The organism is Pseudophaeobacter sp. C1-32P7 (assembly GCF_041008775.1).
GTDB lineage: Bacteria > Pseudomonadota > Alphaproteobacteria > Rhodobacterales > Rhodobacteraceae > Phycobacter > Phycobacter gallaeciensis_A.
The window spans coordinates 283,131-306,669 of sequence record NZ_JAXGFR010000001.1; the positions used below are offsets into that span (position 1 = coordinate 283,131).

The window sequence follows — 23,539 nt, forward strand, 5'->3', positions numbered from 1 at the left end:
TGGCCCGCCCCGATATCAGTATCAGCTTCCCAGTGACCACCAGCCGCGGCGCTTGGGCTTGGGCGGGGCTTCCGGTTCAGGCGCGGGCGCAGGTTCAGCTGCGGCCACAGCCACCTCGGGCTCCTTGGTTTCCGGTTCTGCTGTCTCGGGGGCCGTAGCTTCCGGCTCAGCGGGTTTCTCGGCCTCTTCAGGCGCAGCGGTCTCCGCCTCGGCAGGTGCAGTTTCGGCGGCCGCCTCTTCTGCCGCCGGTTCCACCTCAGGCGCGGCCTCCGGCTCAGCAGCAGCAGTTGCCTCGGCGGGGTCTACCGCCTCGGGCTCTGCCGCGGGCGCAGCCTCAGCGGCATCGGGTGCAGCTTCCGCTTCGGCAGCTGCTTCCGCAGGTGCTTCGGCAGCAACAGCTTCTTCTGGCTGCGACGCGGGGCTTTCGGCCTGCTCGGGCTCTGCGGGTTTCTCTTCGGTCACCGCATCTGCAGTCTCGGCCTCTGCAGCCTCTGCCGGTTTATCGGAAGATTTTTTGCGGCTGCGGCTCTGGCTGGTGCGGGTGCGACGGGTGCGTTTGGCAGGCTTCTTCTCTTCCTGCTCAGCGCCCTCTTCCGCGCCTTCCGCCTTGGCCTCGGCTGCGTCAGCGGGCTGATCAGACTTGGCGTCCTGCGCCGAACCGTCTTCCGTAGACTTGTCACCCTCCGCAACTCCAGCAGACTGGTCTTTATCACCTTCGGACTGATCGCCGTTGTTCTCCCCATTGTCCTGATCCGAGGATCCGGACTTGCGCCGCCGCCGACGACGACGCTTGCGCTTGGGTTTGTTCTCACCATCGCCTTCGGCCTCGGGCTGGGTCTTGTTGCCCTCGTCGCCAGAGGTTGTCTCCTCTGCTTCCGCAGCCTCACTTTCGTCGGCATCGATCTGATCCATGATCGAAGTATCAACAGAGACCACGGGCGATGCGGCCACCGGAACAGTGCGCGATGCGGTTTTGAACTTCTCCAGCTCGAAATCAGGGCTGACCAGATGCGGGTGGCCCTCGATGCGCACGGAGAGACCGTAGCGCGCTTCGATCTGCGCAATATGTTCGCGTTTCTGGTTCATCAGATAATTGGCGATGGCCACCGGGCATTTCACCAGAACCTCGCGCGAACGACGGCGGGTGCCTTCTTCCTCGATCTGACGCAGGATCGACAGAGCCAGCGAGTCATCCGAGCGGATAAGGCCGGTGCCATGGCAATGCGGGCACGGCGCCGTTGTCGCCTCGATCATGCCGGGGCGCAGACGCTGACGCGACATTTCCATCAGGCCAAAGCCGGAGATGCGGCCCACCTGAATGCGGGCGCGGTCGGTCTTCAGCTTATCCTTCATGCGCTTTTCGACCGCGGCGTTGTTCTTGCGCTCGTCCATGTCGATGAAGTCGATGACGATGAGGCCCGCAAGGTCACGCAGACGCAACTGGCGCGCCACTTCCTCGGCGGCCTCCAGGTTGGTCTTGAGCGCGGTTTCCTCGATCGAGGCTTCCTTGGTCGCCCGGCCGGAGTTCACGTCGATGGCCACCAGCGCCTCGGTCACGCCGATCACGATATAGCCGCCGGATTTCAGCTGCACCGTCGGGTTGAACATGCCCGCCAGGTAGCTTTCCACCTGGTAACGCGCAAAGAGCGGCAGCGTCTCGTTGTAGTTCTTCACGTTCTTGGCATGGGACGGCATGATCATCTTCATGAAGTCCTTGGCGATGCGGTAGCCGCGCTCGCCCTCTACCAGAACCTCGTCGATCTCGCGGTTGTAAAGATCACGGATCGAGCGTTTGATCAGGTCGCCCTCTTCATAGATCTTGGCCGGTGCGATGGATTTCAGCGTCAGCTCGCGGATCTGTTCCCAGAGGCGCTGCAGGTATTCATAGTCGCGCTTGATCTCGGCCTTGGTCCGTTTGGCGCCAGCGGTGCGCACGATGAGACCCGCGCCCTGCGGCACGTCCAGTTCGGTTGCAATATCCTTCAGCTTCTTGCGGTCGGCGGCATTGGTAATCTTGCGGCTGATGCCGCCACCACGGGCGGTGTTGGGCATCAACACGCAGTAACGGCCTGCCAGCGACAGGTAGGTGGTCAGCGCCGCACCCTTGTTGCCGCGCTCTTCCTTGACGACCTGCACCAGAAGAACCTGGCGCACCTTGATGACTTCCTGAATTTTGTAGCGACGCGGACGCGGCTTGCGCGGCGGACGGATGTCCTCGCTGTCATCCTCGTCTGCGACGGATTCGATGGTCTCATCTTTCGAGGTCGCGTCAGACTTCGCGGTGTCTTCTTTGTCGTCCTCGTCCTTATCGTCAGATTCATCTTGTTCGGCAGACTCAGCCTTGTCGACTACATCACCGTTGTCCGCACCGGCATCCTCGGCTGTGCCAGCATCGGCGGCCGCATCATCGCCAGCCGCTTCTTCGGCGCTGGTAGCCTCTGCACCGTTCTGATCGTCCCCATCCGGCTCTTCAACTGGGGTTTCCGCAACGGTCTCCATCGGCGAGGTGCCCTCGGGGACCTCGGCAAGCTTGTCATCTGCAACGCCATCTTCGGCGTCCAGATCGATGGTTTCCATACCCGCGATTTCAGCCTTTTTTGGGCTGTCTTTTTCCGGGGCCTGGGTGGACGCCTCATCACCATTGTCCTGCGGCGTGACCTCTTTGGTCTCCACCGCATCACCGGCGTTCGCCTTGGCAGCCTTGGTGCGCGAAGACTTGCGGCTGCGCGAGCGCGAGCCACGGGACGGTTTGCTCTCTTCTTCCTCGTCGCGGGCGCGCATCGCCTCGGCGTAGGCGCGCTCTTCTTCCATCAGCGCCTCACGATCGGCGACGGGGATCTGGTAATAGTCCGGATGGATTTCCGAAAACGCGAGGAACCCGTGGCGGTTTCCACCGTAATCGACAAAGGCCGCCTGAAGCGAAGGTTCGACCCGTGTTACTTTTGCGAGATAGATATTGCCGGCAAGCTGGCGTTTGTTTTCGGATTCAAAGTCGAACTCCTCGACCTTGTTTCCATCAACCACCACGACGCGGGTCTCTTCCGCGTGGGTGGCATCGATAAGCATCTTCTTGGCCATGTTTCCTTGGTGCACCTGCCCAGTGCAAACAAAGCCCCTCCTCTTCCGGGGGGCTGCGCGTGTTTTGGGTGGTGTCTTGTCAGGGCGATTTCAGACTGCGCGCCGCAGGTCAGGGTCCCGAAACATGCGTCCGGCCCTTTGTCCTGTATGCTCTTCGCTCTCGCGCGCGTCATCGCGGTTCTTCTCCGACAGGTGGGATATCCCGAACCCTGCCATGTTATTCCTTCCCGGTCGTGCCGGAAGAGGTGCTAGGCTGCCCCTTCACAAGGGGCAAATCGGTCTGCCTCAGCTTTCTCGGTTCTTTCCGGACAAAAGCATGAGACAGCGAATCTCATAAGGCTGGATGCGAAAGAGGCATCCTTTTCCTGTATTTTCAGCATAAGGCCTGAAACCGGGAAATGACAATGGCCATTCGGCACGGGCATTGCTGAAAGTGTAAACTATTCTTCCTTAGACGGTATTGGTTAACAAATCCCCGAAAAACTGCGGTGTTTTTCCGCAAAAAAAGCGACCTGAATGGAAAACGGCGCCGGTGCATCCCAGCGCCGCATCGATGTCGATCAAAGCCAAAACCTGCCTCAGCCAGGTTGCAGTCCAAGCCTGCAGCTGTCAGCTCAGGTATTCTGAGCGCTGCAATCCGTATTTGGCCATCTTCTCATTCAGAGTCCGGCGCGGCAGGCACAGCTCCTCCATCACCGAGGCGATGGAGCCCTTGTGGCGGCGCATGGTGTTGTCGATCAACATGCGTTCAAAGGCTTCGACGTATTCCTTCAGGGGCTTACCTTCGGTGGTCATCACCGGCTGCATTTCCTCGTGATCGGACATCAGCAGGGATGCAATCGTGCCAGATCCGCGCCGGGATTGCAGAACCGCTCGTTCGGCCACATTGATCAGCTGGCGCACGTTGCCCGGCCAGGGGGCCTGCAACAGCTGTGCGGCCTCCTGCGCGGTGACCTGCGGTGCCTCGCAACCGTATTCTTCAGAGAATTGCTCGCTGAAGCGGGTGAACAGAGTCAGGATATCCTCGCCGCGCTGGCGCAGGGGCGGCACGGTGATCCGCAATGCCGCAAGGCGGTAGAACAGATCCGGGCGCAGCGCGTCCTCGCAGGTCTTGCCCGCCTCCTGTAGGTTCGAAATGGCGATGATACGGGTTTCGCCCGGCATGCCCTGTTCGTTGATCACGCTCAGGAGTTTGGCCTGCAGCGCCTCGCTCAGCGCCTCCACGTCCTCCAACACCAATGTGCCGCCGCGGGCCTCTTCAATGGCGGGCAACAGGCTGTCCTCGGGTTGCATCGGACCAAACAGACGCTTCGAGAGGGCCTCTTCCTCCAGTGCGGCGCAGGAGACCAGAACGAATTTCTTGCCCGCCCGGCTGCCGACGGCGTGCAGCGCATGGGCCACCAGTGTCTTGCCGGTGCCGGTCTCGCCATCGATCAGCACGTGCCCGTCGGCTTGGCCCAGATCCAGAATATCCTCGCGCAGGCGTTCCATCACCGGGCTCATCCCGATCAGTTTCTTCATGATCTGGCCGCCATCGGACAATTCGCGGCGCAGCGCCCGGTTGTCGAGCGTCAGGCGGCGGGAGTTGGTGGCCCGCTTCGCCAGTTCCGACATCCGGTCCGGATTGAAGGGTTTTTCGAGGAAATCGAAGGCCCCGACGCGCATCGCCTCAACCGCCATGGGCACATCGCCATGACCCGTGATCATGATCACCGGAAGGGCGCTATCGCTGCCCATCAGTTTCTTCAGGAACTGCATCCCGTCCATGCCAGGCATCTTGATGTCGGAGATCACGATCCCCGGATAATCCGAGCCCAGAACCTTCAGCGCATCCTCGGCACTGGCAAAGGTTTCAGTGTCATAACCCGACAGGGCCAGCCACTGGCTGATCGACTGGCGCATATCCTGTTCATCATCAACGATCGCGATTTTCATAGCCTGTGCCATGCGCGGCCTCTCCATCTTTAACGCCGCTTATTCAGCGGCTTCGATACCGTCCACAAGGATCGGCAACTGTATTTCAAACACGGCGCCGCCGTTTTGCCCGTTGCGGGCAATCAGCCGCCCCCCGAGGTCGTTCACGATCCCCGAGGAGATGGCAAGCCCCAGTCCGACCCCATCGCCGGGCTGTTTGGTGGTGTAGAAGGGTTCGAACAGATTGTCGAAATCCTTGATCCCGTTGCCATTGTCGCGCACCGACAGGGTTGCTGTCTCGCCTGCGGCCAGCAGGATCTCCACCTCGGGGTCCTCTACAGATTTGGTGGCATCCAGTGCATTGCGCAAGAGGTTGACCATCACCTGCTCCAGCCGCAACCGGTCGCCCATAACGTAAACCGGCTGATCGGGCAGCATTCGGGTGATCTTGACCTGACGCTGGCGCAGTTGCGGTTCCATCATCGACAGGGACGACGCCAGCGCATCGCCCATGTTTACAGGGGCAAAGGCATCGCCTGCCTTGCGGGCGTAGGATTTCAGCTGCCGGGTAATGGCGCCCATGCGTTCGATCAGATCATCAATACGCCCAAAGGAGGCAAGTGCCTCTTCGGGGCGGTTGCGGTTGAGCAGCAGCCGCGCCCCGGCCAGATAGGTTTTCATCGCCGCCAGCGGCTGATTGAGCTCGTGACTAACCGCCGCTGACATCTCCCCCAGCGCCGCGAGTTTCGAGCTTTGCGCCAGGCTTTGTTCGGCCACGGCAAGGGTTTCCTGCACCCGTTCCCGTTCGGCGATTTCCCGCTGCAGCCGTGCGTTCAATACGCGAAGCTCCGCCGACTCGCGCTGGAACAGCGCCATGCGCAGCGCCGTCTTGCGGCTGAGTGCATAGAAGGCCAGCGCCAGCAGAATCGCGAATCCCATGATTTCAAGCGCCAGAACCGCGTTCACCCGCTCGCGGATCGAGGCATAGGTGGTGAAGGAGGTTAGCCGCCAGCCCTGGAACGGCACCCGCGTTTCCAGCCGCATCACCGCCTCGCCCTGCAGGTAGGCATCAGCCGGCAGGACGGTCCAATCCGCGGTTGCCCGGATTGCGCGCTGAATGGCGCCCTCCGGTGTTTGCAGGCGCAGTGCGTCGCGCTCTTCCTTGCCGCGCCAGCGCGCTTCGGTCGCCAGAACGATACGGCCGGTGCTATCGCTGACCATCACCGCGTCTGAAATCCCCGCCCAGGCCCGTTCGAATTTCTGCAGATCGACCTCGATCACGATCACGCCGAGCGTCCCGGTGGTGTCAACAATGCGCCGCGAATAGGTAAAACGATAGCCGCCCACCTCGCGTTCAATGACGGAAAACACGGTAGATTTGGCCCGCACCGCATCGACGAAATAGGGCGCGTTGCGGTGGGTTTCGCCCAGACGGTTGCGATTGGTCGCCGCCACGGTACGCCCGTCGCTGGCCAGCAACATGATTGAGGCAGCGCCGATTTCCTCAACAAAAGAAATCAGTCGGTGGGTAGATAGCGAAAAATCCTGACTTTGCAGCGCCGATATCAGCGCCTGATCGCGCGCCAGCAGCTGCGGCACGATGGCATGGCGGCGCAGCTCACTGACCAGGTTTCCGGAGTAAAGCGCAAGGCGCAGTTCGGCCCGGTTGCGGGTACTTTCGGTGAACCGGTGCGTCAGCATTCGGTTGGTCACCCAGACCGTCGTTGCCGCCACCGCCATGAACAGGACCAAGGCCAGCCGCGCCCGCCAGGAGATCGTGCGCGATCTTGCGGCGGACCCGGATTTGGCCACGGGGAGTTCTGTGCGATCAGGCGGGGTGCTCATAGGCTTAACCTATTGCGGCTGCCCGCCTGTCTCAAGTCACGCTGTAGCGACGATCCCGGTCAATGCGCGGAAGACTGCCGTCCCGTCGGTGCCGCCATGACCTTCGTCCGCCGCGCGTTCGGGGTGCGGCATCATGCCCAGAACCCGGCGGTTCTCGGACAGGATCCCGGCAATATCAGCAACCGATCCGTTGGGATTGTCGACATAGGAGAAGGCCACCCGGTCCTGGTCCTTCAGCGCCGCGACAGTGTCGGCGTCTGCATAGTAGTTGCCATCGTGGTGGGCGATCGGGATGCCGATGACGTCCCCTGCCGAATAGCCTTCGGTAAAGACGCTGCTCGTGGTCTCGACCTTCAGGTCCACCGTGCGGCAGATGTATTTCAACCCCGCGTTGCGCAGAAGGGCGCCGGGCAGGATGCCGGTCTCGGTCAGGATCTGGAACCCGTTGCAGACACCAAGCGCGTAACCGCCCCGGTTAGCGTGCTCCACAACCGCCTGACAGATCGGCGATTGCGCCGCGATGGCGCCGCAGCGCAGGTAGTCGCCGTAGGAGAACCCGCCGGGCACGCCGACAATGTCGATGCCTTCGGGCAGCTTGCTGTCCTTGTGCCAGACCATGGAGACATCAAATCCGGCCTGTTCAAAGGCCACGGCAAGATCCCTGTCGCAGTTGGATCCGGGGAAAACGACAACGGCAGCACGCATCAGGGGTTCCTTCCTAGCTTGCGAAATCGGTAATGACCGCCCCAACCCGAAGGCGCCGGGCGGTCAAACGCGGCCAGATCGCGCTGGCCTTTAAAAGAGAGATGGCGCGGGTCAGCACTTTGCCCGGCGCGGGCGACGGATCCGGCAGGGTTACCAGCTCCAGCGGCTGGCGAAAGCCGATAAGCCGCGCCGCCCGCATCGGTCAGGCCAGCTCGATCTCGTAGGATTCGATCACGGTATTGGCGAGCAGCTTCTCGCACATATCCCGCACATCCGCCTCGGTGGCGTCGTCGCTCAGCTCCAGATCGATGACCTTGCCCTGACGGACGCCTTCGACCTTGTCAAAGCCCATGGCGCCAAGCGCGTGGCGGACCGCCTCGCCCTGGGGATCCAGAACTCCGTTCTTCAGCATCACATGCACCCGTGCCTTCATCGCGTCTTTCCTCAGCTTTCGGTCACAAAGCCCGCCACGGGCTTGTTGTTGTCAGATCTATGCCCTGCCTGCCATCTTCACGGGACCACAGCCCCGGATAGGCGGGACGGGTCGGTCAGTTGACCAGAGTCGGCTTTCCCGCTGCGGGCGGGTTGTTCGGCATCACGCCCAGACGGCGCGCCACTTCGGTATAGGCGTCGGTCAGGCTCCCCAGATCGCGGCGGAACACGTCCTTGTCCAGCTTCTGGCCGGTTTCGATGTCCCACAGGCGGCAGCTGTCCGGGCTGATCTCATCAGCGACAACCAGACGCTGGAAATCACCGTCGTAGACCCGGCCGATCTCGATCTTGAAGTCGACGAGGCGAATGCCCACGGCCAGCATCACGCCGGACAGGAAATCGTTGACCCGCAACGCCAGGCTCAGGATATCATCCATGTCCTGCTGGCTGGCCCAGCCGAAGGCAGCGATATGTTCCTCTGTAACCAGCGGGTCACCCAGCGCGTCGTCCTTGTAGCAATACTCGACGATGGGGCGTGGCAATTGCGTGCCCTCGTTGATACCCAGACGTTTGGACATGCTGCCGGCCGCGTAGTTGCGCACGATCACCTCAAGCGGGATGATCTCGCAGCTGCGCACCAGCTGTTCGCGCATGTTGAGCCGCTTCAGAAAATGCGTCGGCACGCCGATCTGGCCTAGCCCCTGCATGAAGAATTCGCTCAAGAGGTTATTCAGAACCCCCTTGCCCTCGATCACGTCCCGCTTTTCGGCGTTGAACGCGGTTGCGTCGTCCTTGAAGTACTGAACGATGGTTCCGGGCTCGGGACCTTCATACAATGTCTTGGCTTTGCCTTCGTAGATCTTCTTGCGACGTGCCATGAGGAACCTTTCGGGGTCAGGGGCGGGAATCCGTCCCGGTTTCTTGCCGCTCTCTTAGTGCAAGCGACATTGCGCCGCAAGCGCGGCGCGCGGTCACAGGCTTGCTGTGAAGGGATATTTGGTTCCGCAGGCCGCTCTTGGTACTATTGCAGTGCGCCCGGGGCAGGCGCATAGTCATCTCATGCCATAGTGCGGAACAGGAGGAAATGATGAGTACTTTTGACAGTCGCGAGCAGGCTTTCGAGGCCAAATTTGCCCATGATGAGGAAATGCAGTTCAAAGCGCAGGCCCGTTGCAACAAGCTGCTCGGTCTCTGGGCGGCCGAAATGCTGGGAAAGTCCGGCGATGCAGCCGAGGCCTATGCCAAAACGGTGGTTACCGCCGATTTTCAGGAACCGGGGCACGAGGACGTTGTCCGCAAGCTGGCGGAGGATCTGAACGGCCGGGTGAGCGCCGATGACATCCGCGAGAAGATGACCGACACGCTGGCCCTTGCCAAGGAACAGATGCTGTCCGAAATCAGCTGAGGCATGCATCTCCCGCCCAGCTTGGTCGGGAGAGGCATTAACTGAAATCATCGATATTAACTGAAGAAGAACGCCTTCTTTGGTATTCTCCTGCGCGAACCGCTGGTGCGGCGATTACGCAGGGATGCTGATGACAATCCACACTCTCCCTCTTTCCGGTGCAGGCCGCGGCCGCCTCTGGACTAGCCTGAAGGACGGTTTTGGCGCCGGTTTCCGGTGGGCCGCGCCTGTGGCCATGACGGTCCTGTGTCTCTGGACCTTCGAGGCCAAACTTGGCCTTCCCTCCCTTGCCGAACTTGGTCACACACTGGCCACCTTGCCCGCATGGGGCTGGCTGGGGGCCTCTATCGCCACCGCAATCAGTTTCTGGGCTTTGGGACGCTACGACTCCGTGGCACACCGCCATCTGCAAACCGGCCTTGATGGCGCCGCGGCCCGCCGCGCCGGAATGGCCGCCATCGCGTTCTCACAGACAGCTGGCTTTGGACTCATCACCGGCACCTATGCCCGCTGGCGCCTGCTGCCGGGTCTTACCGCGCTGCAGGCCGCCAAGATCACTGCCCTTGTCGGGTTCACCTTCATGGCCACGCTGGCCGCCATCGCCGGGGTTGCCCTCGTGCTCTTCCCGCCAATCCAGGGGTTTGGCTGGATTGGCGGGCTGTTACTGGCCGGTTTCATCTGTGCGGTTGCGGCCAGCTTCTGGTTTCCGTCCCTGAGGATCGGAAAGCTCAGACTGCGCTGGCCTTCACTGATTGCCCTGACGGCGCTGATGGGCTGGACCCTGATCGATGTGGTGGCGGCGGGAACTGCTCTTTGGATGCTGCTGCCGGATACGGTCCAGATTGCCTGGTCGATGTTGGTGCCTGTCTATCTGATCGCCCTTGGCGCTGCGATCCTGTCCTCCGCCCCCGGTGGCGCCGGTCCGTTGGAGCTGACGGTCTGCGCCCTGCTGCCAGGCGCGGATACGGGCGCCCTCCTCGGCGCCCTCGCCGCCTTTCGCCTTGTATACTATGTGTTGCCTGCCGCGCTGGCTTGCGGCATGCTGTTCCTGCCGGGCATGGGCAGCGCGAAATCCAGCGCCCCGACCGATGCTGACCTGCTGGGCGCCCGTCGCACCGCTGCCGCAGATCTGCCCGCAAGCCGCGCCTGCGCCGAAACGGCAATCATCCGGCAGAACGGAGGCCACGTGCAGGCCTTGGGCCTCAATCAGCTTGCCGTGCTTGACAGCCCGCAATGCACGGTAGCCTTCTTTGATCCACTGTCGGGCCACACGCCCGAAGTCTTTGCCCCGCTTGCCGCCTATGCCCGGCAGCGGAATGGCTCTGCCTGTTTCTACAAATGCGGCGCCCGCACCGGGACGCTGGCCCGCAATGCCGGATGGAGGATCCTGCGCATCGCGCAAGAGGCCGTGGTCCGGCCCACCACCTTCAGCGACAGCGGCTCCTCCCACCGGCAGTTGCGCCGCAAGCTCCGCCATGCGGAAAAGGCGGGCCTCAAGGTCATGCAGGCCCCCGCCTCTCTGCCGATCGACCAGATGGGCGCCATCCACGCCGCCTGGCAGTCCACGCACGGACACGCCCACGGCACCACCATGGGCCGGTTCGAACCGGGATATCTGGCCGAGCAGCGCGTGTTCCTTGCCTGGAAGGACGGACGGCTTGAGGGATTTGTCAGCCTGCACGCCACGCCCGGAGAGTGGTGCCTGGACCTGATCCGCATCGTGCCTGACGCGCCGGATGGCACAGGCCACGCGCTGGTGCGCACCGCGATTGCTGCCGCCGCGCTGGAAAACGTGCCGCGCCTGTCGCTGGCGGCAGTGCCCGACCACCGCTGGGCCAAGCATACCGATCCGGGGCTGCGCCGGTTCAAATCCTGTTTCGCGCCGCGCTGGGAACCACGCTATCTGGCGTCGCCCAGCTGGCCGCAGATGGCTGTCTCCCTGATTGAGCTTCTGCGTCTTGTGCACCGCCCGGGTCCCGTGCAGTCAGTCCTGCAGACCAGTAGCGATGACGCAAGCCAGACTTCGGACACAGAGAGTGATCTCCTCGACCGCTATCCGGCTCATAATGAACTTGAGCAAAATGAAATTGCCCTGCGCGCCGCGCCGTGACAGGAGGGGCCACTCCGCACTGGCCCGCCAGTGCGCCCCAGTGCCAACCCTTTGACGGGACCGATCAGCGATGACCAACACCTTTATTCAGCTCCTGCAAGACAAAGACGTGCTGCTGGCCGACGGCGCCACTGGCACCAACCTGTTCAACATGGGCCTGCAATCGGGCGATGCGCCCGAGTTGTGGAACACCGACGAGCCGAAAAAGATCATGGCGCTTTATCAGGGTTCGGTCGATGCGGGCAGTGATCTGTTCCTGACCAACAGCTTTGGCGGCACCGCTGCCCGCCTGAAACTGCACGACGCCCAGGGCCGCGTGCGCGAGCTGAACCGCGCCGCTGCGGAACTGGGGCGCGAGGTCGCCGACAAGGCCGGGCGCAAGATCGCAGTCGCGGGCTCGGTCGGCCCCACCGGTGAAATCATGCAGCCGGTCGGAGAACTGTCGCACGCGCTGGCGGTGGAAATGTTCCACGAACAGGCCGAAGCCCTGAAAGAAGGCGGCGTCGACGTGCTCTGGCTGGAAACCATTTCGGCCCCTGAAGAATTCCGCGCCGCGGCCGAGGCGTTCAAACTTGCGGATATGCCCTGGTGCGGCACCATGAGCTTTGACACCGCCGGGCGCACCATGATGGGCGTCACCTCCGAAGCGCTGGCGCAGCTGGTCGAGGAATTCGACAATCCGCCGCTCGCCTTTGGCGCCAACTGCGGCACCGGCGCCTCAGACATCCTGCGCACCGTGCTCGGCTTTTCGGCGCAGGGCACCGAGCGGCCGATCATCTCCAAAGGCAACGCCGGCATTCCGAAATACGTCGATGGCCACATCCATTATGACGGCACGCCCGAACTGATGGGCGAATACGCGGTGATGGCGCGCGATTGCGGCGCCAAGATCATCGGCGGCTGCTGTGGCACCATGCCCGAGCATCTGCGCCACATGCGCGCCGCGCTGGACAGCCGCCCGCGCGGTGACCGCCCCACACTGGAGCAGATCGTCGAAGTGCTTGGCCCCTTCTCCTCGGCCAGCGATGGCACCGGTGAAGATGCCGCTGCTGCCGGTGAGCGCCGCACCCGCCGGGGTCGCCGCCGCGGCTAAGCTTCCCCCTCCTTATTCTATGAAACGGCGGTCCAATCCCGGGCTGCCGTTTTTCGTTTCACCGATTGCAACCCTGTTCAGCGGGTTCCGTGCCCCGCAAGCGCCTAAAGCCCATCCGCCACCATGGCCCGGATCTTCACTGCCTTTTCGAAATGATCCAGCTGATGCGCCTGAATCCACCAGGTAGCCGCCTCCATCAACAGGACGGGATCATCATTGCGATTGGCGAAAAAGGCATAAAAGGACAGGCCGACACCGGCCCCCTTCTGACCAATTTTACGGTCGCACACCGTAAGGATCTTCTGACGCAGCTCGGCGCGCATAGCTCACTCCCATTCCCACATTCCAGTGCCCAGACCGGCCTGGTCAAAACAGCGCCAGCTGATCCCCGGCCTGCGCCGGGCGCGCAAAGAGATCGCAGCGCTGCGGTTCAGACCTCTCGGTCAGGCCCAGACGCTTGCAGGCGGCGCGAAACCGACGCCCGATCATTCCGGCATATTCGCCAGTGCCCCGCATCCGCTCACCCCAGCGCGGATCATATTCCCGCCCGCCGTGCATCTCCCGCAGGCGGGCCATAACCTTGGCCGCGCGGCCCGGCACGTGCAAGGACAGCCACTCCTGCCAGAGTTCGGACACTTCGCGCGGCAGGCGCAGCATGATCCAGCTGGCAGCATCGGCGCCCGCCTCGGCCCCGGCAGCAAGCAGAGCCTCAATCTCGTGATCGGTCAATCCCGGCACGATGGGCGACGTCATGACCCGCACCGGGATCCCCGCCTCCGACAGGCGGCGGATCGTGGCCAGCCGCCGGGCGGGTGATGGCGCCCGTGGCTCCATCCGGCGGGATAGGTCCGGATCCAGCGTCGTGACCGAAATGCCAACCCGTACTAGCCCAAGCGCGGCCATCTCTGCCAGGATGTCGATATCCCGCTCGACCAGCGCTCCCTTGGTGACGATGGCCACGGGGTGCCGGAAATCCCGCAGCACCTTCAGACAGCTGCGGGTGATCTCCAGATCCCGCTCACAGGGTTGGTAGGGATCGGTGTTGGTGCCGATGGCGATCGGCGCCACCTTGTATCGCTTCGCGCAGAGCTCCTTGCGCAGCAGCTCGGCGGCATTGGGCCGCGCGATCAGCTGGGTTTCGAAATCCAGCCCCGGTGACAGGCCCAGATAGGCATGCGTGGGCCGCGCAAAACAATAGATACAGCCATGTTCGCAGCCCCGATACGGATTGATAGAGCGATCGAAGGGAAGATCCGGCGAGCGGTTGTAGCTGATGATGGATTTCGCCGTTTCCTGCCGGATTTCGGTGGGAATCACCTCCGGCGGCGCCTCTTGCTCCCAGCCGTCATCGACCGCGATTCTCGGCAGATCGAACCGGCCTGTCGCATTGCTGACACTGGCGCGCCCTTTGCGGCGCATGTGGGGTTGGTCGCTTTCGATACTCATGCGCCAAGGATGACAGAGCGACAAGAACACATAAAGAACAAACAAGCAAACGCGAAGATTTCCTTGCGAAATCTTCATTATCATTCGGCATCTTTTCCGCCTATAGGTCGGTTCGGATAAAGGCAGTGTCGCAAATAATGCAGTTTCGCTGCGTCATTCTGGCCCATTAGTCGGTGAATAAGGCCAAGCCGGGGATACCCCGCCAGTCAAGGAACAAGCCCATGTCGGAAGAAGAAGACGAAATCATCCTGGCGGAACTGGATGACGAGGAACTCGTTCAGCAGATGTTCGACGACCTCTACGATGGAATGAAAGAAGAGATCGAAGAAGGTGTGAATATCCTTCTGGAACGCGGCTGGGCGCCCTACAAGATCCTGACCGAAGCGCTGGTCGGCGGCATGACCATCGTCGGCGCCGACTTCCGCGATGGCATCCTGTTCGTGCCCGAAGTGCTGCTGGCCGCAAACGCGATGAAGGGCGGCATGTCCATCCTGAAGCCGCTGCTGGCAGAAACCGGCGCGCCGCGCATGGGGTCGATGGTGATCGGAACGGTCAAGGGCGACATCCACGACATCGGCAAGAACCTTGTGTCGATGATGATGGAAGGCGCAGGCTTTGAAGTGGTGGATCTGGGCATCAACAACCCGGTTGAAAACTACCTGGAAGCTCTGGAAGAGCACCAGCCCGACATCCTCGGCATGTCGGCTCTGCTGACCACCACCATGCCCTATATGAAAGTGGTCATCGACACGATGGTCGAACAGGGCAAGCGGGACGATTACATCGTTCTGGTTGGCGGCGCCCCGCTGAACGAAGAGTTCGGCAAGGCCATCGGCGCAGACGCCTATTGCCGCGATGCGGCTGTTGCGGTGGAAACCGCCAAGGACTTCGTCGCGCGCAAGCACAACCAGATGAGCGCCTGATTTGGCACGCAAAGGACGCGCAGCCCGCCTGAATGAGCGGGCTGCCTTCCGCCCCCCAACCGGGCGCAGTCTCGATACCGCCTCCCTTGCGGAACAGGGGCTGGCTGCACCAGAGAAAAAGACCGGGCGCATCCTGCTGATCGGATGTGGCGCCCTGGCCCGGGAAATCCTTGATATCAAGGAAAAGAACGGTCTGGATCACATGGATCTGACCTGCCTGCCCGCGAAACTGCATATCTCTCCCGACAAGATCACCGAAGCCGTCGAGGAGGCGGTGCTGAAACACCAGCAGGTCTACGACGAGATCTATGTGGTCTATGCCGATTGCGGCACTGGCGGTACGCTCGAAAAGCGCTGCGCGGAACTGGGCGTGGAACTGGTGCCCGGCCCGCATTGCTATGCCTTTTTTGAGGGAAACGAAGCCTTTGCTCAAAAGGCCGACGAAGGCGAAATCACCGCCTTTTACCTCACCGATTTTCTGGTCAAACAGTTCGACGCCTTTGTCTGGCGTCCCATGGGGCTGGATAAGCACCCCGAGCTGCGCGACATGGTGTTCGGCAATTACACCAAGCTGGTCTATCAATCCCAGACCAGCGATCCCGCGCTGGTGGAAAAGGCCCGCGCCTGCGCAGATCGCATGGGGCTGGGATTTGAACACCGCCACACCGGCTATGGCGATCTGGAAACCGCGATCCGGCGCTGGGGCGCTAGGGACACGCAGGACTGACCTACGCGCCCCCAATTTGGCCCCTCTCGCTCAGGCGCTTTGCAACGCACCGAGCTCCGCCACCGCGTTAGCCTCGTAGGCTGCCAGCGCCGAACCATCCAAGGCATCGCCAACCCGTTTGACCCAGGCCTTGATCGCAGGACTGTCCGGCATCAGATGGGGCGCCCATTGAAAGGGCGAAGCCAGAAGGATGTCTCCAATACCAATGTCCTCTCCCAACAGGAACGGCCGATCCTTCAAGCCCGCCTCCAGTGCGGAGCAAACCTCTGCCATCCCGCGAAAATTCCCGGTGATCGCCGGATGGTCAATGCCGGAGAAGGCGGACACGATGACGGGTTCCATGACGCCGCCATAATAGCTCATCCAGCTTAGGAAGCTCCCACGCATAGGAGTGCCGATCTTCGGGCTTAGCGGCTGACCGAAGAGCTCATCGAGATACATCATGATCGCCGCGCTTTCGCGGACCTCTTGCCCGTCATCGGTGATCAGATAGGGCACCTTGCCTTCGGGATGGGCATTGCGCGGGTCGTGACGCCCGGTGCCATCACCGCGTGCGACATCTACGATGACCACATCGACCGCCTCCAGCTTGCCGATCAGTATGATCTGGGCAATCACGCGAGAGGAGCGGCTGTTAGGGGAATGAAAGAGTGTGGGCATATCCATGACCTTCGTGTTGATGGGTTGCTGATGACGCAGCTATGCCGCTACCCTCTTGCCAATTTCTGTCAGGATGTTTCCGGGTATATCTCCCCCATGGCCAAAAGCGACCGACTGTTCCGACTGCTGCACCTGATCCGGGGTTTGCGCCCGCCGGTCACGGCCGCGCGGCTTGCTGCTGCGATGGAGGTGTCCGAGCGCACGATCTACCGCGACATTGAAAGCCTGCGCGCCGCCGGGGCCCGGATCGAAGGCGAAGCAGGTCTGGGCTACACCATGACCGAGGACCCTGCCCTGCCACCGCAGACCTTTAGCCAGATCGAACTGGAGGCACTGATGCTGGGGCTGGCCGATGTGAACCAGCGGGGTGATGCGGATCTGGCGCAAGCGGCAAATGATGCATTGGTCAAGATTCTGGCCACCCTGCCCGAACGCCAGCAGCGCCAAGCGATGCATGCGGTCAATCTGGTACACCGGTTCAATGCGCCGCCGCAGGCGACGATCGACATGACCCTTCTGCGCGAGGCGATGTGGGCCGAGGAGGCGCTGGATATTGGCTATCGCGATCTGCAGGACACGCGCACGCAGCGGCGGATCTATCCGCTGGCCCTGTCGTACAATGATCGCACTGTGATGCTGCTCGCCTGGTGTTGCAAACGGCGGGATTTCCGTTTCTTTCACGTCACCCGCATCGAAGGCTATGAGCAAACCGGCGAAAGCTTTCGCCCGCGCAGGGTTGCACTGCTCAGGGAGTTTATCGAACAGCTAAAGGCGCGCTGTGAACCATCCCAGACAGAGTCGCTTTCATAGGCGCAGATCAGGGGCGGATCAGGACGCGGCGGCGGCGGTCTCGCGGATCCGCTCGATCATGGCGCGCAGACCGTTGGAGCGCTGCGCCGAAAGGTGATCGTTCAGCCCCAAGCGGCCCAGTTCAGCCTTGGCATCCACGGCCAGAACCTCGGCCAGCGTCAACCCGTTATAAAGCGACCGCAGAACCGAAATCAGACCACGCACGATCATCGCGTCGCTGTCGCCGTCAAAATGGAACCGGCCGTCTTCGATCACCGGGTGCAGCCAGACCTGACTGGCGCAGCCTTCGACCTTGGTTGCGGGGACCTTCAGCGCATCGTCCAGCGGGGTCATTTCCTTGCCCTGATCGATGACATGGCGATAGCGGTCTTCCCAGTCTTCCAGGAATTCGAAGTCCTCGACGATCTCTTCAAATGCGGCGCTGGCCATGAAAGGACAATCCCCTGTTGGTTACGGTGCGAGCAGATCAGCAGTTATGCGGCTGGCCCGGTCTTTTCAACCGCTTTTCAACGCAGCAGCAATCGGGTAACCACAATCAGGGAGAACTCAAACGGGCAGGACATCATGCGCAAACCCCTTTCACTACTCTTGGCCAGTGCAATTGTTCTGGCGGGCTGCGGCGGCTGGCGTGACTCCCGCATCAACCCGAGCAACTGGTTCGGCAGCTCAAGTGTGGCTGAGGCCCCGGTAGACGGCGACGTGAACCCGCTGATCCCCGAAAAGGTCGGCAATGGCCTGCTCGACAAACCCGAGGCCGAGGACCGCAGCGTTCTGATCGCCGAGGTCAGTGAATTGCGCATTGAAAAGACCCCCACCGGCGCCATCGTCTATGCCACTGGTGTTGCCTCGCGGCTGGGCGCCTTTGATGTCGAGATGCGCCCGGTGCCGAATGACGATCCTGCCGTTCTCGAATATGATTTCCGGGTGGTCTATCCCGAAGACGCAACCGCCGTGGGCAGTGCCTTCAGCCGCACCCTGCGCGCTGCGGTCAGCCTCGGAAGGCAGGATCTGGCGGGCATTCGCACGATCCGCGTCAACGGATCCGGCAACGCCCGCGAAAGCCGCCGTCGCTGATCAGGCGCCGTACGCGAACAGGCTGCTGCCCTTTGTACCTGGGCTTAGACCCTGACGACCACCAAAGGTTCGTCAGGGCAATGTGAAAGATTTTTCGCAGGAACGGGTGCCGCTTAGAGGGAAACAACCTTCACGGATTGCCCCTGCGCCGCCAGCGCGATTTCCCCGTCACACAGACGCAGCGCATCGGCACCAAAGACTTCGCGGCGCCAGCCCGTCAGGGCCGCCACATCGCGCTGCCCGGCGGCGATAGCATCCAGATCAGCGCTAGGCGCGATCAGCTTGGCCGCGACGCCTGAACTTTCGGTCTTTGCCTTCAGTAGTACCCGCAACAGGTCCGCAAGCGCCGGATTGACCTGTAGTTTTTCACGGCTGCGGTCGGGCTTGGGCTGTTTTTCCGGCGGGCAGTTCACACCGCGGCCAACTGCCTCCAAAATACCTTCGGCGATGGCGCCCTTGCGGGCCTCACGCAGCAGCAGGCGCGAGCCACCCAGATCCGATCCGGTGCGCGGTTTGGTCGAGGCCAGCTCGACCAGTGCGTCGTCCTTGAACACACGGTTGCGCGGCACGTTGTTGCGCTGTGCGTAATCTTCGCGGAAGGCCGCCAGTTCGCGCACCACGGCCAGGAATTTACCCGAGGTGGTGCGTGTCTTGATCCGGCGCCAGGCCTCTTGCGGGCGAATGTCATAAGTAGCTGGGTCGGTCAGAACCTGCAGTTCCTCGGCCACCCAATGGCTGCGACCGCTGCGGTCCAGCTCAGCCGCGAGGTATTCATAGATCCGGCGCAGGTGGGTCACATCCGCCAACGCATAGGTTTTCTGCGCATCACTTAAGGGGCGGCGCGACCAGTCGGTAAACCGCGAGGTCTTGTCGAGCCCCTGTTTCACGATCTTGCGCACCAGAGTTTCATAGCCCACCTGTTCGCCAAAGCCGCAGACCATGGCGGCCACCTGCGTGTCGAACAGCGGTTTCGGGAAAACGCCCGCATCGACCCAGAAAATCTCCAGATCCTGCCGCGCGGCATGGAACACCTTCACCACGCTTTCATCGCGGAACAGCGTGTAAAGCGGCTCCAGCGACAGACCGTCGGCCAGCGGATCCACCAGCACCGCGTCCGTTTCACCATCGCCGGAAAACGCCAGCTGGATCAGGCACAGCTTGGAATAATAGGTTCGCTCGCGCAGGAACTCGGTATCCACCGTCACATAATCATGCTTGGCAGCCTCCTGACAGAAGGCAGTCAACTCTTCGGTGGTGGTGAGTGTTTTCATCGGTCGCGGCTTTTCTTTATATTTCATGCGTATCACCCGGTGATACGCCCTTGGTTCCTGCATTGCAAACGGCGCGGGAAAGATCAGTCGATCAGAACCGGTGTCCGGTCCCCGGCTGCGTAACGACGCAGCACTGCCGGATACAGCAGGTGTTCCTTGACCAGAACTCGCTGGGCCAGATCCTCGGGCGTGTCCCCCGGTAGGATCGGAACCCGCGCCTGCCCCAGAACCGGGCCATCATCCAGCGCGGGCGTCACCTCGTGCACGGTGCAGCCGTGTTCCTTGTCGCCCGCCTCAAGCGCGCGTGCGTGGGTGTGCAGCCCCTTGTATTTGGGCAGCAGCGACGGGTGAATATTCAGCATCCGGCCCTGAAACTGCGACACGAAACCAGCGGTCAGAACCCGCATGAACCCGGCAAGGCAGACGATATCAGCGCCGGCCTCCAGAATGGGTTTGACCAGCTCCGCCTCAAACGCCTCGCGGTCGCCCTTGAACGGGCGGTGATCCACCACTGCGGTGGCGACACCAGCAGCGGCGGCCTTCTTCAGCCCGCCCGCATCGGCATTGTTGGACAGGACCAGACAGGGGCGCGCCGGATGGTCTCCGGTCATGCTTTCCAGCAGCGACACCATATTGGAGCCGCCGCCCGAAATCAGAATGGCAACCTTCTTGTGGCTCACAGCAGCTTGCCCGAGTAACGCATACCCTCGCCCGGGGTCACGGAGCCAAGGCGGCTGACGGTCTCGCCTTCACCTTCCAGAACCTCGGTCAGCGCATCTGCGCGATCGGCAGAAACCGACAGGATCATGCCAATGCCGCAGTTGAAGGTCTTCAGCATCTCAGCCTCGGCGATGCCGCCGGTTTCCGCCATCCATTTGAACACCGGCGGCAGTTCCCAGGCGTTCAGATCGATATCAGCGCCCAACCCTTCGGGCAGCACGCGCGGCAGGTTCTCGGTCAGACCGCCGCCGGTGATATGGGCCAGCGCGTGCACGCCCCCTGCCCGTACCGCCGCCAGTGATTGTTTCACGTAAAGCCGGGTCGGAGTCAGCAGCGCCTCCCCCAGAGTACCTTCGGCAAAGGGACAATCAGCCTCCCAGCCGAGGCCGGAAACCTCCACCAGCTTGCGCACCAGCGAATAGCCATTGGAATGCACCCCGTCCGAGGCCAGCCCCAACAGGACATCACCCTCTTCCACGCCTTCGGGCAGCGCGGTGCCGCGCTCCATCGCGCCGACGGCAAAGCCCGCAAGGTCGAAATCACCGTCGGGATACATGCCCGGCATTTCCGCCGTCTCACCACCGATCAGCGCGCAACCAGAGCGCACACAGCCCTCGGCGATACCTTCGATGATGCGGGCGGCGGTTTCTGTTTCCAGCTTGCCGGTGGCGAAATAGTCAAGGAAGAACAACGGCTCGGCGCCTTGACAGACCAGATCGTTGACGCACATGGCCACCAGATCGATGCCGACGCCATCCACAACACCGGTATCAATGGCAATGCGCAGCTTGGTGCCCACGCCATCGGTGGCACCCACCAGGATCGGATCATTGTACCCGGCGGCTTTCAGATCAAACAGCGCTCCAAAACCGCCCAGACCGCTCATCACGCCAGAGCGATTGGTGCGTTTCGCGGCCGGCTTGATCCGGTCCACCAATGCATTTCCTGCATCAATGTCCACACCTGCATCCGCATAGGTCAAACCGTTCTTGCCGCTGGTCATCGCTTGGCTCCTTTAGAAACGTTGCGCAGCCTTTAACGCAAGGCGCTTCGGAAGGGAACAAGGGAATCTGCCGCGCCGCAAGGGGCAGCGCGGCAAACCTGTCAAACTGCGTGCCTCACGCCCGGATTACAGGCCGATTACAGGCCGAACTGCCAGGGGGCCTGGTGAAACCGGTAGCCTTCACTTGCGCGCTGCACCTTGCCGAGCCCCGGGAAGTCCAGATGCATGCCGACCACCAGCAGATCATCCGCCATCGCCCGGTCGAACATCTGCCGCCGTGTCTGCGCTGCCAGTGCCTGATCGACGTCAAAGGGAATGGTCCAGTCCGGCTCGGCGAATTGCAATGCGGTGCTGTGCACCACATCGCCCCAGAACAACAGCGCTTCGCTGCCCGCATCCAGCATGAAGCCGGTGTGCCCCGGCGTGTGACCCGGCAGTGGCACCGCGCTCAGCCCCTTGGCGGCCTCGGCCTCTCCCTTCAGCAGTTTCAGGCGGTTCGCGTAGGGCGCGACGCTGCTGCGGGCGGTTTGGAAGAAGCCGCGGCTTTCATCGGGCACAGCGGCCAGAACTGCCTCATCGTGCCAATAGTCCCACTCCGCTGCTGCAACCGCCAGTTCCGCATTGGCAAAGGCGGCGCTACCATCCGGCGAAAGCAACCCTCCGCTGTGATCCGGGTGGATATGGGTCAATAGCACGGTGGTGATCTGGTCTGGCGTGACCCCTGCCGCCGCCAAGGCCGAAGGCAGCGCGCCCAGATCAGGCCCCAAAAGTTGCGCAGACCCGCTATCGATCAGTGTGTATTCTCCGCCCTGCTCCACCAGATAGCCATTGACCGGGATTTCCAGACCTTTCGCATTTTCGCGATAAAGCGAGCCTGCCAGCGCCGCCTCTGCCTTGGCTGCGTCATAGCCGGTGAAAAACTCCGGCTTGATCGCCAGATGCCCATCCAGCAGCGCGGTGATCCGCGCATCGCCCAGTGTGAACTGATGTAGCACTGGCGTCGGCCCCTGCAGCGCCGCAGCAGCAGGAGTGATCAATGCAGGTGCTGCAGCCGCCGCTGGGGCGACCGCAGCGGCTTTCAAAAGGGTTCTTCGGGTGATAGTCATAAGACACTCCAATATCTGATCAGCGGAATTTCCCCGCACCCTGCAGATAAGGTGCATATATCTTGGGGATCAGTCACAGAAGTCAGATACCCATTATAAGCATTGCTAATAGGTATTTCATGGACAGGCTTTCACTTCTGGAAACATTCGTCGTGGCACTGGATGAAGGCAGCCTGAACCGCGCAGCGCAGCGCCGGGGTATGACCCAATCCGCCGTCAGCCAGCAGATCAAGCAACTGGAGAGCCTACTGGGCCAGCAACTGCTGCACCGCAGTGCTCGCGGGGTGCAGGCCACCCGCGCCGGGGACCTGGTCTTTACCCACGCCCAGGGACTGCTGGGTGGCTATGACCGGCTAACAGCCGAGCTGGACAGCCTGAACGCCAGCGTCTCCGGTACCTTTCGCATCAGCACCAGCACCTTCCTTGGCCGCAGCGTGGTCGGACCGCTTCTTCTGGAGCTGGACCGGCAATACCCCGATCTAGACATCGTCATGCGGTTGGAGGACCGGCTGGTCGATGTGGTGCGCGAGAATTACGATCTTGCCATCCGCAGCGGCAAGCTGGGCAGCACCGATGGCGTGGGCCGCAAGATCGCGGAGTTGGAAACCGTGCTCTTTGCTTCACCAGCCTATCTTGATGACGTGGGGCGACCGCAGCAGCCCGAAGACTTGATAAGGCTTAAGTTCATCCAGCGGCACGAAGACCAGACCGAAGGTTTCTTTCCGCTGCACCGTGATGGCCAGGAAGTCCTGGCGCCGATCCGGGTTGGTTTCACGGCAGACGATCCCGAACTCATCATTCAGGCGGTGACCAACGGCTCTGGCTACACCCGCGCCCCGCGTCCTTTCGTCGAGGACCAGCTGCGCGATGGCACCTTCGAACAGGTGCTGCCGGAGTACAACGCCCCGGACAAGGACGTCTTTGCGGTCTTCCCCTCGCGCCACAGTATCGACCGGCGGCGGGAACTGGTGATCGATGGAGTGACCGAGCGCCTGACCCAGATACACCGCCGAGCGGCGCAGCCGAGACCCGCGACAATCATCGCTTGACCTTACCCGCGCCATTTCCTAACCACTTGCTTACGGCGGGCCTGTAGCTCAACGGTTAGAGCAGAGCGCTCATAACGCTTTGGTTGCAGGTTCGAATCCTGCCGGGCCTACCACACCACCAATGACTTCCCTCAAAGCCGCCGTCCCCCTGCGCATCAATCCGCTTTC

At 62.0% G+C, this 23,539-nt stretch carries 22 protein-coding genes and 1 tRNA gene; 9 read left to right on the top strand and 14 right to left on the bottom strand.

Annotation, left to right across the window (positions count from 1 at the left end; translation table 11 throughout):
- Positions 1-21: 21 nt before the first annotated feature.
- The 6 genes from SM763_RS01320 to purC all read right to left on the bottom strand — a co-directional run bounded on the left by SM763_RS01320 (position 22) and on the right by purC (position 8,852).
- A complete protein-coding gene (locus tag SM763_RS01320) occupies positions 22-3,078 on the bottom strand; it encodes an Rne/Rng family ribonuclease (RefSeq protein WP_368997148.1) in 3,057 nt (1,018 codons plus the stop codon).
- 609 nt (positions 3,079-3,687) lie between these two features.
- Entirely contained in the window at positions 3,688-5,025 is a 1,338-nt protein-coding gene (locus SM763_RS01325) for a sigma-54-dependent transcriptional regulator (RefSeq protein ID WP_065273386.1), read from the bottom strand.
- 27 nt (positions 5,026-5,052) lie between these two features.
- On the bottom strand, positions 5,053-6,837 hold the full coding sequence (locus tag SM763_RS01330) for an ATP-binding protein (protein ID WP_065273385.1): 1,785 nt from the start codon (positions 6,835-6,837) through the stop codon (positions 5,053-5,055).
- A 36-nt stretch (positions 6,838-6,873) separates the two neighbouring features.
- Entirely contained in the window at positions 6,874-7,542 is a 669-nt protein-coding gene (gene purQ / locus SM763_RS01335) for a phosphoribosylformylglycinamidine synthase subunit PurQ (RefSeq protein ID WP_065273384.1), read from the bottom strand.
- Positions 7,543-7,744: 202 nt separating this feature from the next.
- Positions 7,745-7,975 (bottom strand): phosphoribosylformylglycinamidine synthase subunit PurS, encoded by a 231-nt coding sequence (purS, locus tag SM763_RS01340; RefSeq protein ID WP_065273382.1) that lies wholly within the window; start codon positions 7,973-7,975, stop codon positions 7,745-7,747.
- A gap of 115 nt (positions 7,976-8,090) precedes the next feature.
- Positions 8,091-8,852 carry a phosphoribosylaminoimidazolesuccinocarboxamide synthase gene (purC, locus tag SM763_RS01345; protein WP_368997149.1) on the bottom strand — a complete coding sequence of 254 codons (762 nt, stop codon included), beginning with the start codon at positions 8,850-8,852 and terminating at the stop codon, positions 8,091-8,093.
- Between the two features lie 209 nt (positions 8,853-9,061).
- On the opposite strand from purC, the gene SM763_RS01350 reads away from it, so the two are divergent.
- The 3 genes from SM763_RS01350 (at position 9,062) to bmt (ending at position 12,582) form a co-directional block, all read left to right on the top strand.
- Positions 9,062-9,379, top strand: coding sequence for a DUF1476 domain-containing protein (locus SM763_RS01350; protein ID WP_368997150.1), 318 nt, complete (start codon positions 9,062-9,064; stop codon positions 9,377-9,379).
- A gap of 130 nt (positions 9,380-9,509) precedes the next feature.
- A complete protein-coding gene (locus SM763_RS01355; protein WP_368997152.1) occupies positions 9,510-11,489 on the top strand; it encodes a phosphatidylglycerol lysyltransferase domain-containing protein in 1,980 nt (659 codons plus the stop codon).
- 70 nt (positions 11,490-11,559) lie between these two features.
- On the top strand, positions 11,560-12,582 hold the full coding sequence (gene bmt, locus SM763_RS01360; RefSeq protein ID WP_065273380.1) for a betaine--homocysteine S-methyltransferase: 1,023 nt from the start codon (positions 11,560-11,562) through the stop codon (positions 12,580-12,582).
- A gap of 104 nt (positions 12,583-12,686) precedes the next feature.
- On the opposite strand, the gene SM763_RS01365 is transcribed toward bmt, so the two are convergent.
- Both SM763_RS01365 and SM763_RS01370 read right to left on the bottom strand, forming a co-directional pair.
- A complete protein-coding gene (locus SM763_RS01365; protein ID WP_368997154.1) occupies positions 12,687-12,905 on the bottom strand; it encodes a DUF6500 family protein in 219 nt (72 codons plus the stop codon).
- A gap of 43 nt (positions 12,906-12,948) precedes the next feature.
- The gene (locus SM763_RS01370; RefSeq protein WP_368997156.1) at positions 12,949-14,028 is read right to left on the bottom strand and encodes a PA0069 family radical SAM protein; all 1,080 of its coding nucleotides are present in this window, start codon (positions 14,026-14,028) and stop codon (positions 12,949-12,951) included.
- A 221-nt stretch (positions 14,029-14,249) separates the two neighbouring features.
- Here SM763_RS01370 and SM763_RS01375 point away from each other — a divergent pair, with 221 nt between their 5' ends.
- A complete protein-coding gene (locus SM763_RS01375; RefSeq protein WP_065273377.1) occupies positions 14,250-14,951 on the top strand; it encodes a corrinoid protein in 702 nt (233 codons plus the stop codon).
- Between the two features lies 1 nt (position 14,952).
- Entirely contained in the window at positions 14,953-15,678 is a 726-nt protein-coding gene (locus SM763_RS01380; RefSeq protein ID WP_368997158.1) for a DUF1638 domain-containing protein, read from the top strand.
- Between the two features lie 30 nt (positions 15,679-15,708).
- Here SM763_RS01380 and SM763_RS01385 read toward each other — a convergent pair whose 3' ends face one another.
- A complete protein-coding gene (locus tag SM763_RS01385) occupies positions 15,709-16,338 on the bottom strand; it encodes a glutathione S-transferase family protein (protein ID WP_368997160.1) in 630 nt (209 codons plus the stop codon).
- Positions 16,339-16,434: 96 nt separating this feature from the next.
- Here SM763_RS01385 and SM763_RS01390 point away from each other — a divergent pair, with 96 nt between their 5' ends.
- Entirely contained in the window at positions 16,435-17,148 is a 714-nt protein-coding gene (locus SM763_RS01390) for a helix-turn-helix transcriptional regulator (RefSeq protein ID WP_368997162.1), read from the top strand.
- Positions 17,149-17,166: 18 nt separating this feature from the next.
- Here SM763_RS01390 and SM763_RS01395 read toward each other — a convergent pair whose 3' ends face one another.
- Complete coding sequence (locus SM763_RS01395; RefSeq protein WP_274827959.1) at positions 17,167-17,577, bottom strand: SufE family protein; 411 nt, start codon at positions 17,575-17,577, stop codon at positions 17,167-17,169.
- 135 nt (positions 17,578-17,712) lie between these two features.
- On the opposite strand from SM763_RS01395, the gene SM763_RS01400 reads away from it, so the two are divergent.
- The gene (locus SM763_RS01400) at positions 17,713-18,222 is read left to right on the top strand and encodes a hypothetical protein (RefSeq protein ID WP_274827958.1); all 510 of its coding nucleotides are present in this window, start codon (positions 17,713-17,715) and stop codon (positions 18,220-18,222) included.
- 113 nt (positions 18,223-18,335) lie between these two features.
- On the opposite strand, the gene rnd is transcribed toward SM763_RS01400, so the two are convergent.
- From rnd to SM763_RS01420, 4 genes are all read right to left on the bottom strand, one after another.
- Positions 18,336-19,493 carry a ribonuclease D gene (gene rnd / locus SM763_RS01405; protein ID WP_274832259.1) on the bottom strand — a complete coding sequence of 386 codons (1,158 nt, stop codon included), beginning with the start codon at positions 19,491-19,493 and terminating at the stop codon, positions 18,336-18,338.
- A gap of 83 nt (positions 19,494-19,576) precedes the next feature.
- Entirely contained in the window at positions 19,577-20,173 is a 597-nt protein-coding gene (purN, locus tag SM763_RS01410) for a phosphoribosylglycinamide formyltransferase (protein ID WP_065273372.1), read from the bottom strand.
- Positions 20,170-21,216, bottom strand: a complete 1,047-nt coding sequence (gene purM / locus SM763_RS01415; protein WP_368997164.1) for a phosphoribosylformylglycinamidine cyclo-ligase — start codon at positions 21,214-21,216, stop codon at positions 20,170-20,172. Before purM ends, purN begins: the two co-directional genes overlap by 4 nt.
- 137 nt (positions 21,217-21,353) lie before the next feature.
- Positions 21,354-22,322, bottom strand: coding sequence for an MBL fold metallo-hydrolase (locus tag SM763_RS01420; protein WP_368997166.1), 969 nt, complete (start codon positions 22,320-22,322; stop codon positions 21,354-21,356).
- A 119-nt stretch (positions 22,323-22,441) separates the two neighbouring features.
- Between SM763_RS01420 and SM763_RS01425 the strand changes: the two genes are divergently transcribed.
- On the top strand, positions 22,442-23,371 hold the full coding sequence (locus SM763_RS01425; RefSeq protein ID WP_368997168.1) for a LysR family transcriptional regulator: 930 nt from the start codon (positions 22,442-22,444) through the stop codon (positions 23,369-23,371).
- Positions 23,372-23,408: 37 nt separating this feature from the next.
- Positions 23,409-23,484, top strand: a tRNA-Ile gene (locus tag SM763_RS01430).
- The last annotated feature ends 55 nt before the right edge of the window (positions 23,485-23,539 follow it).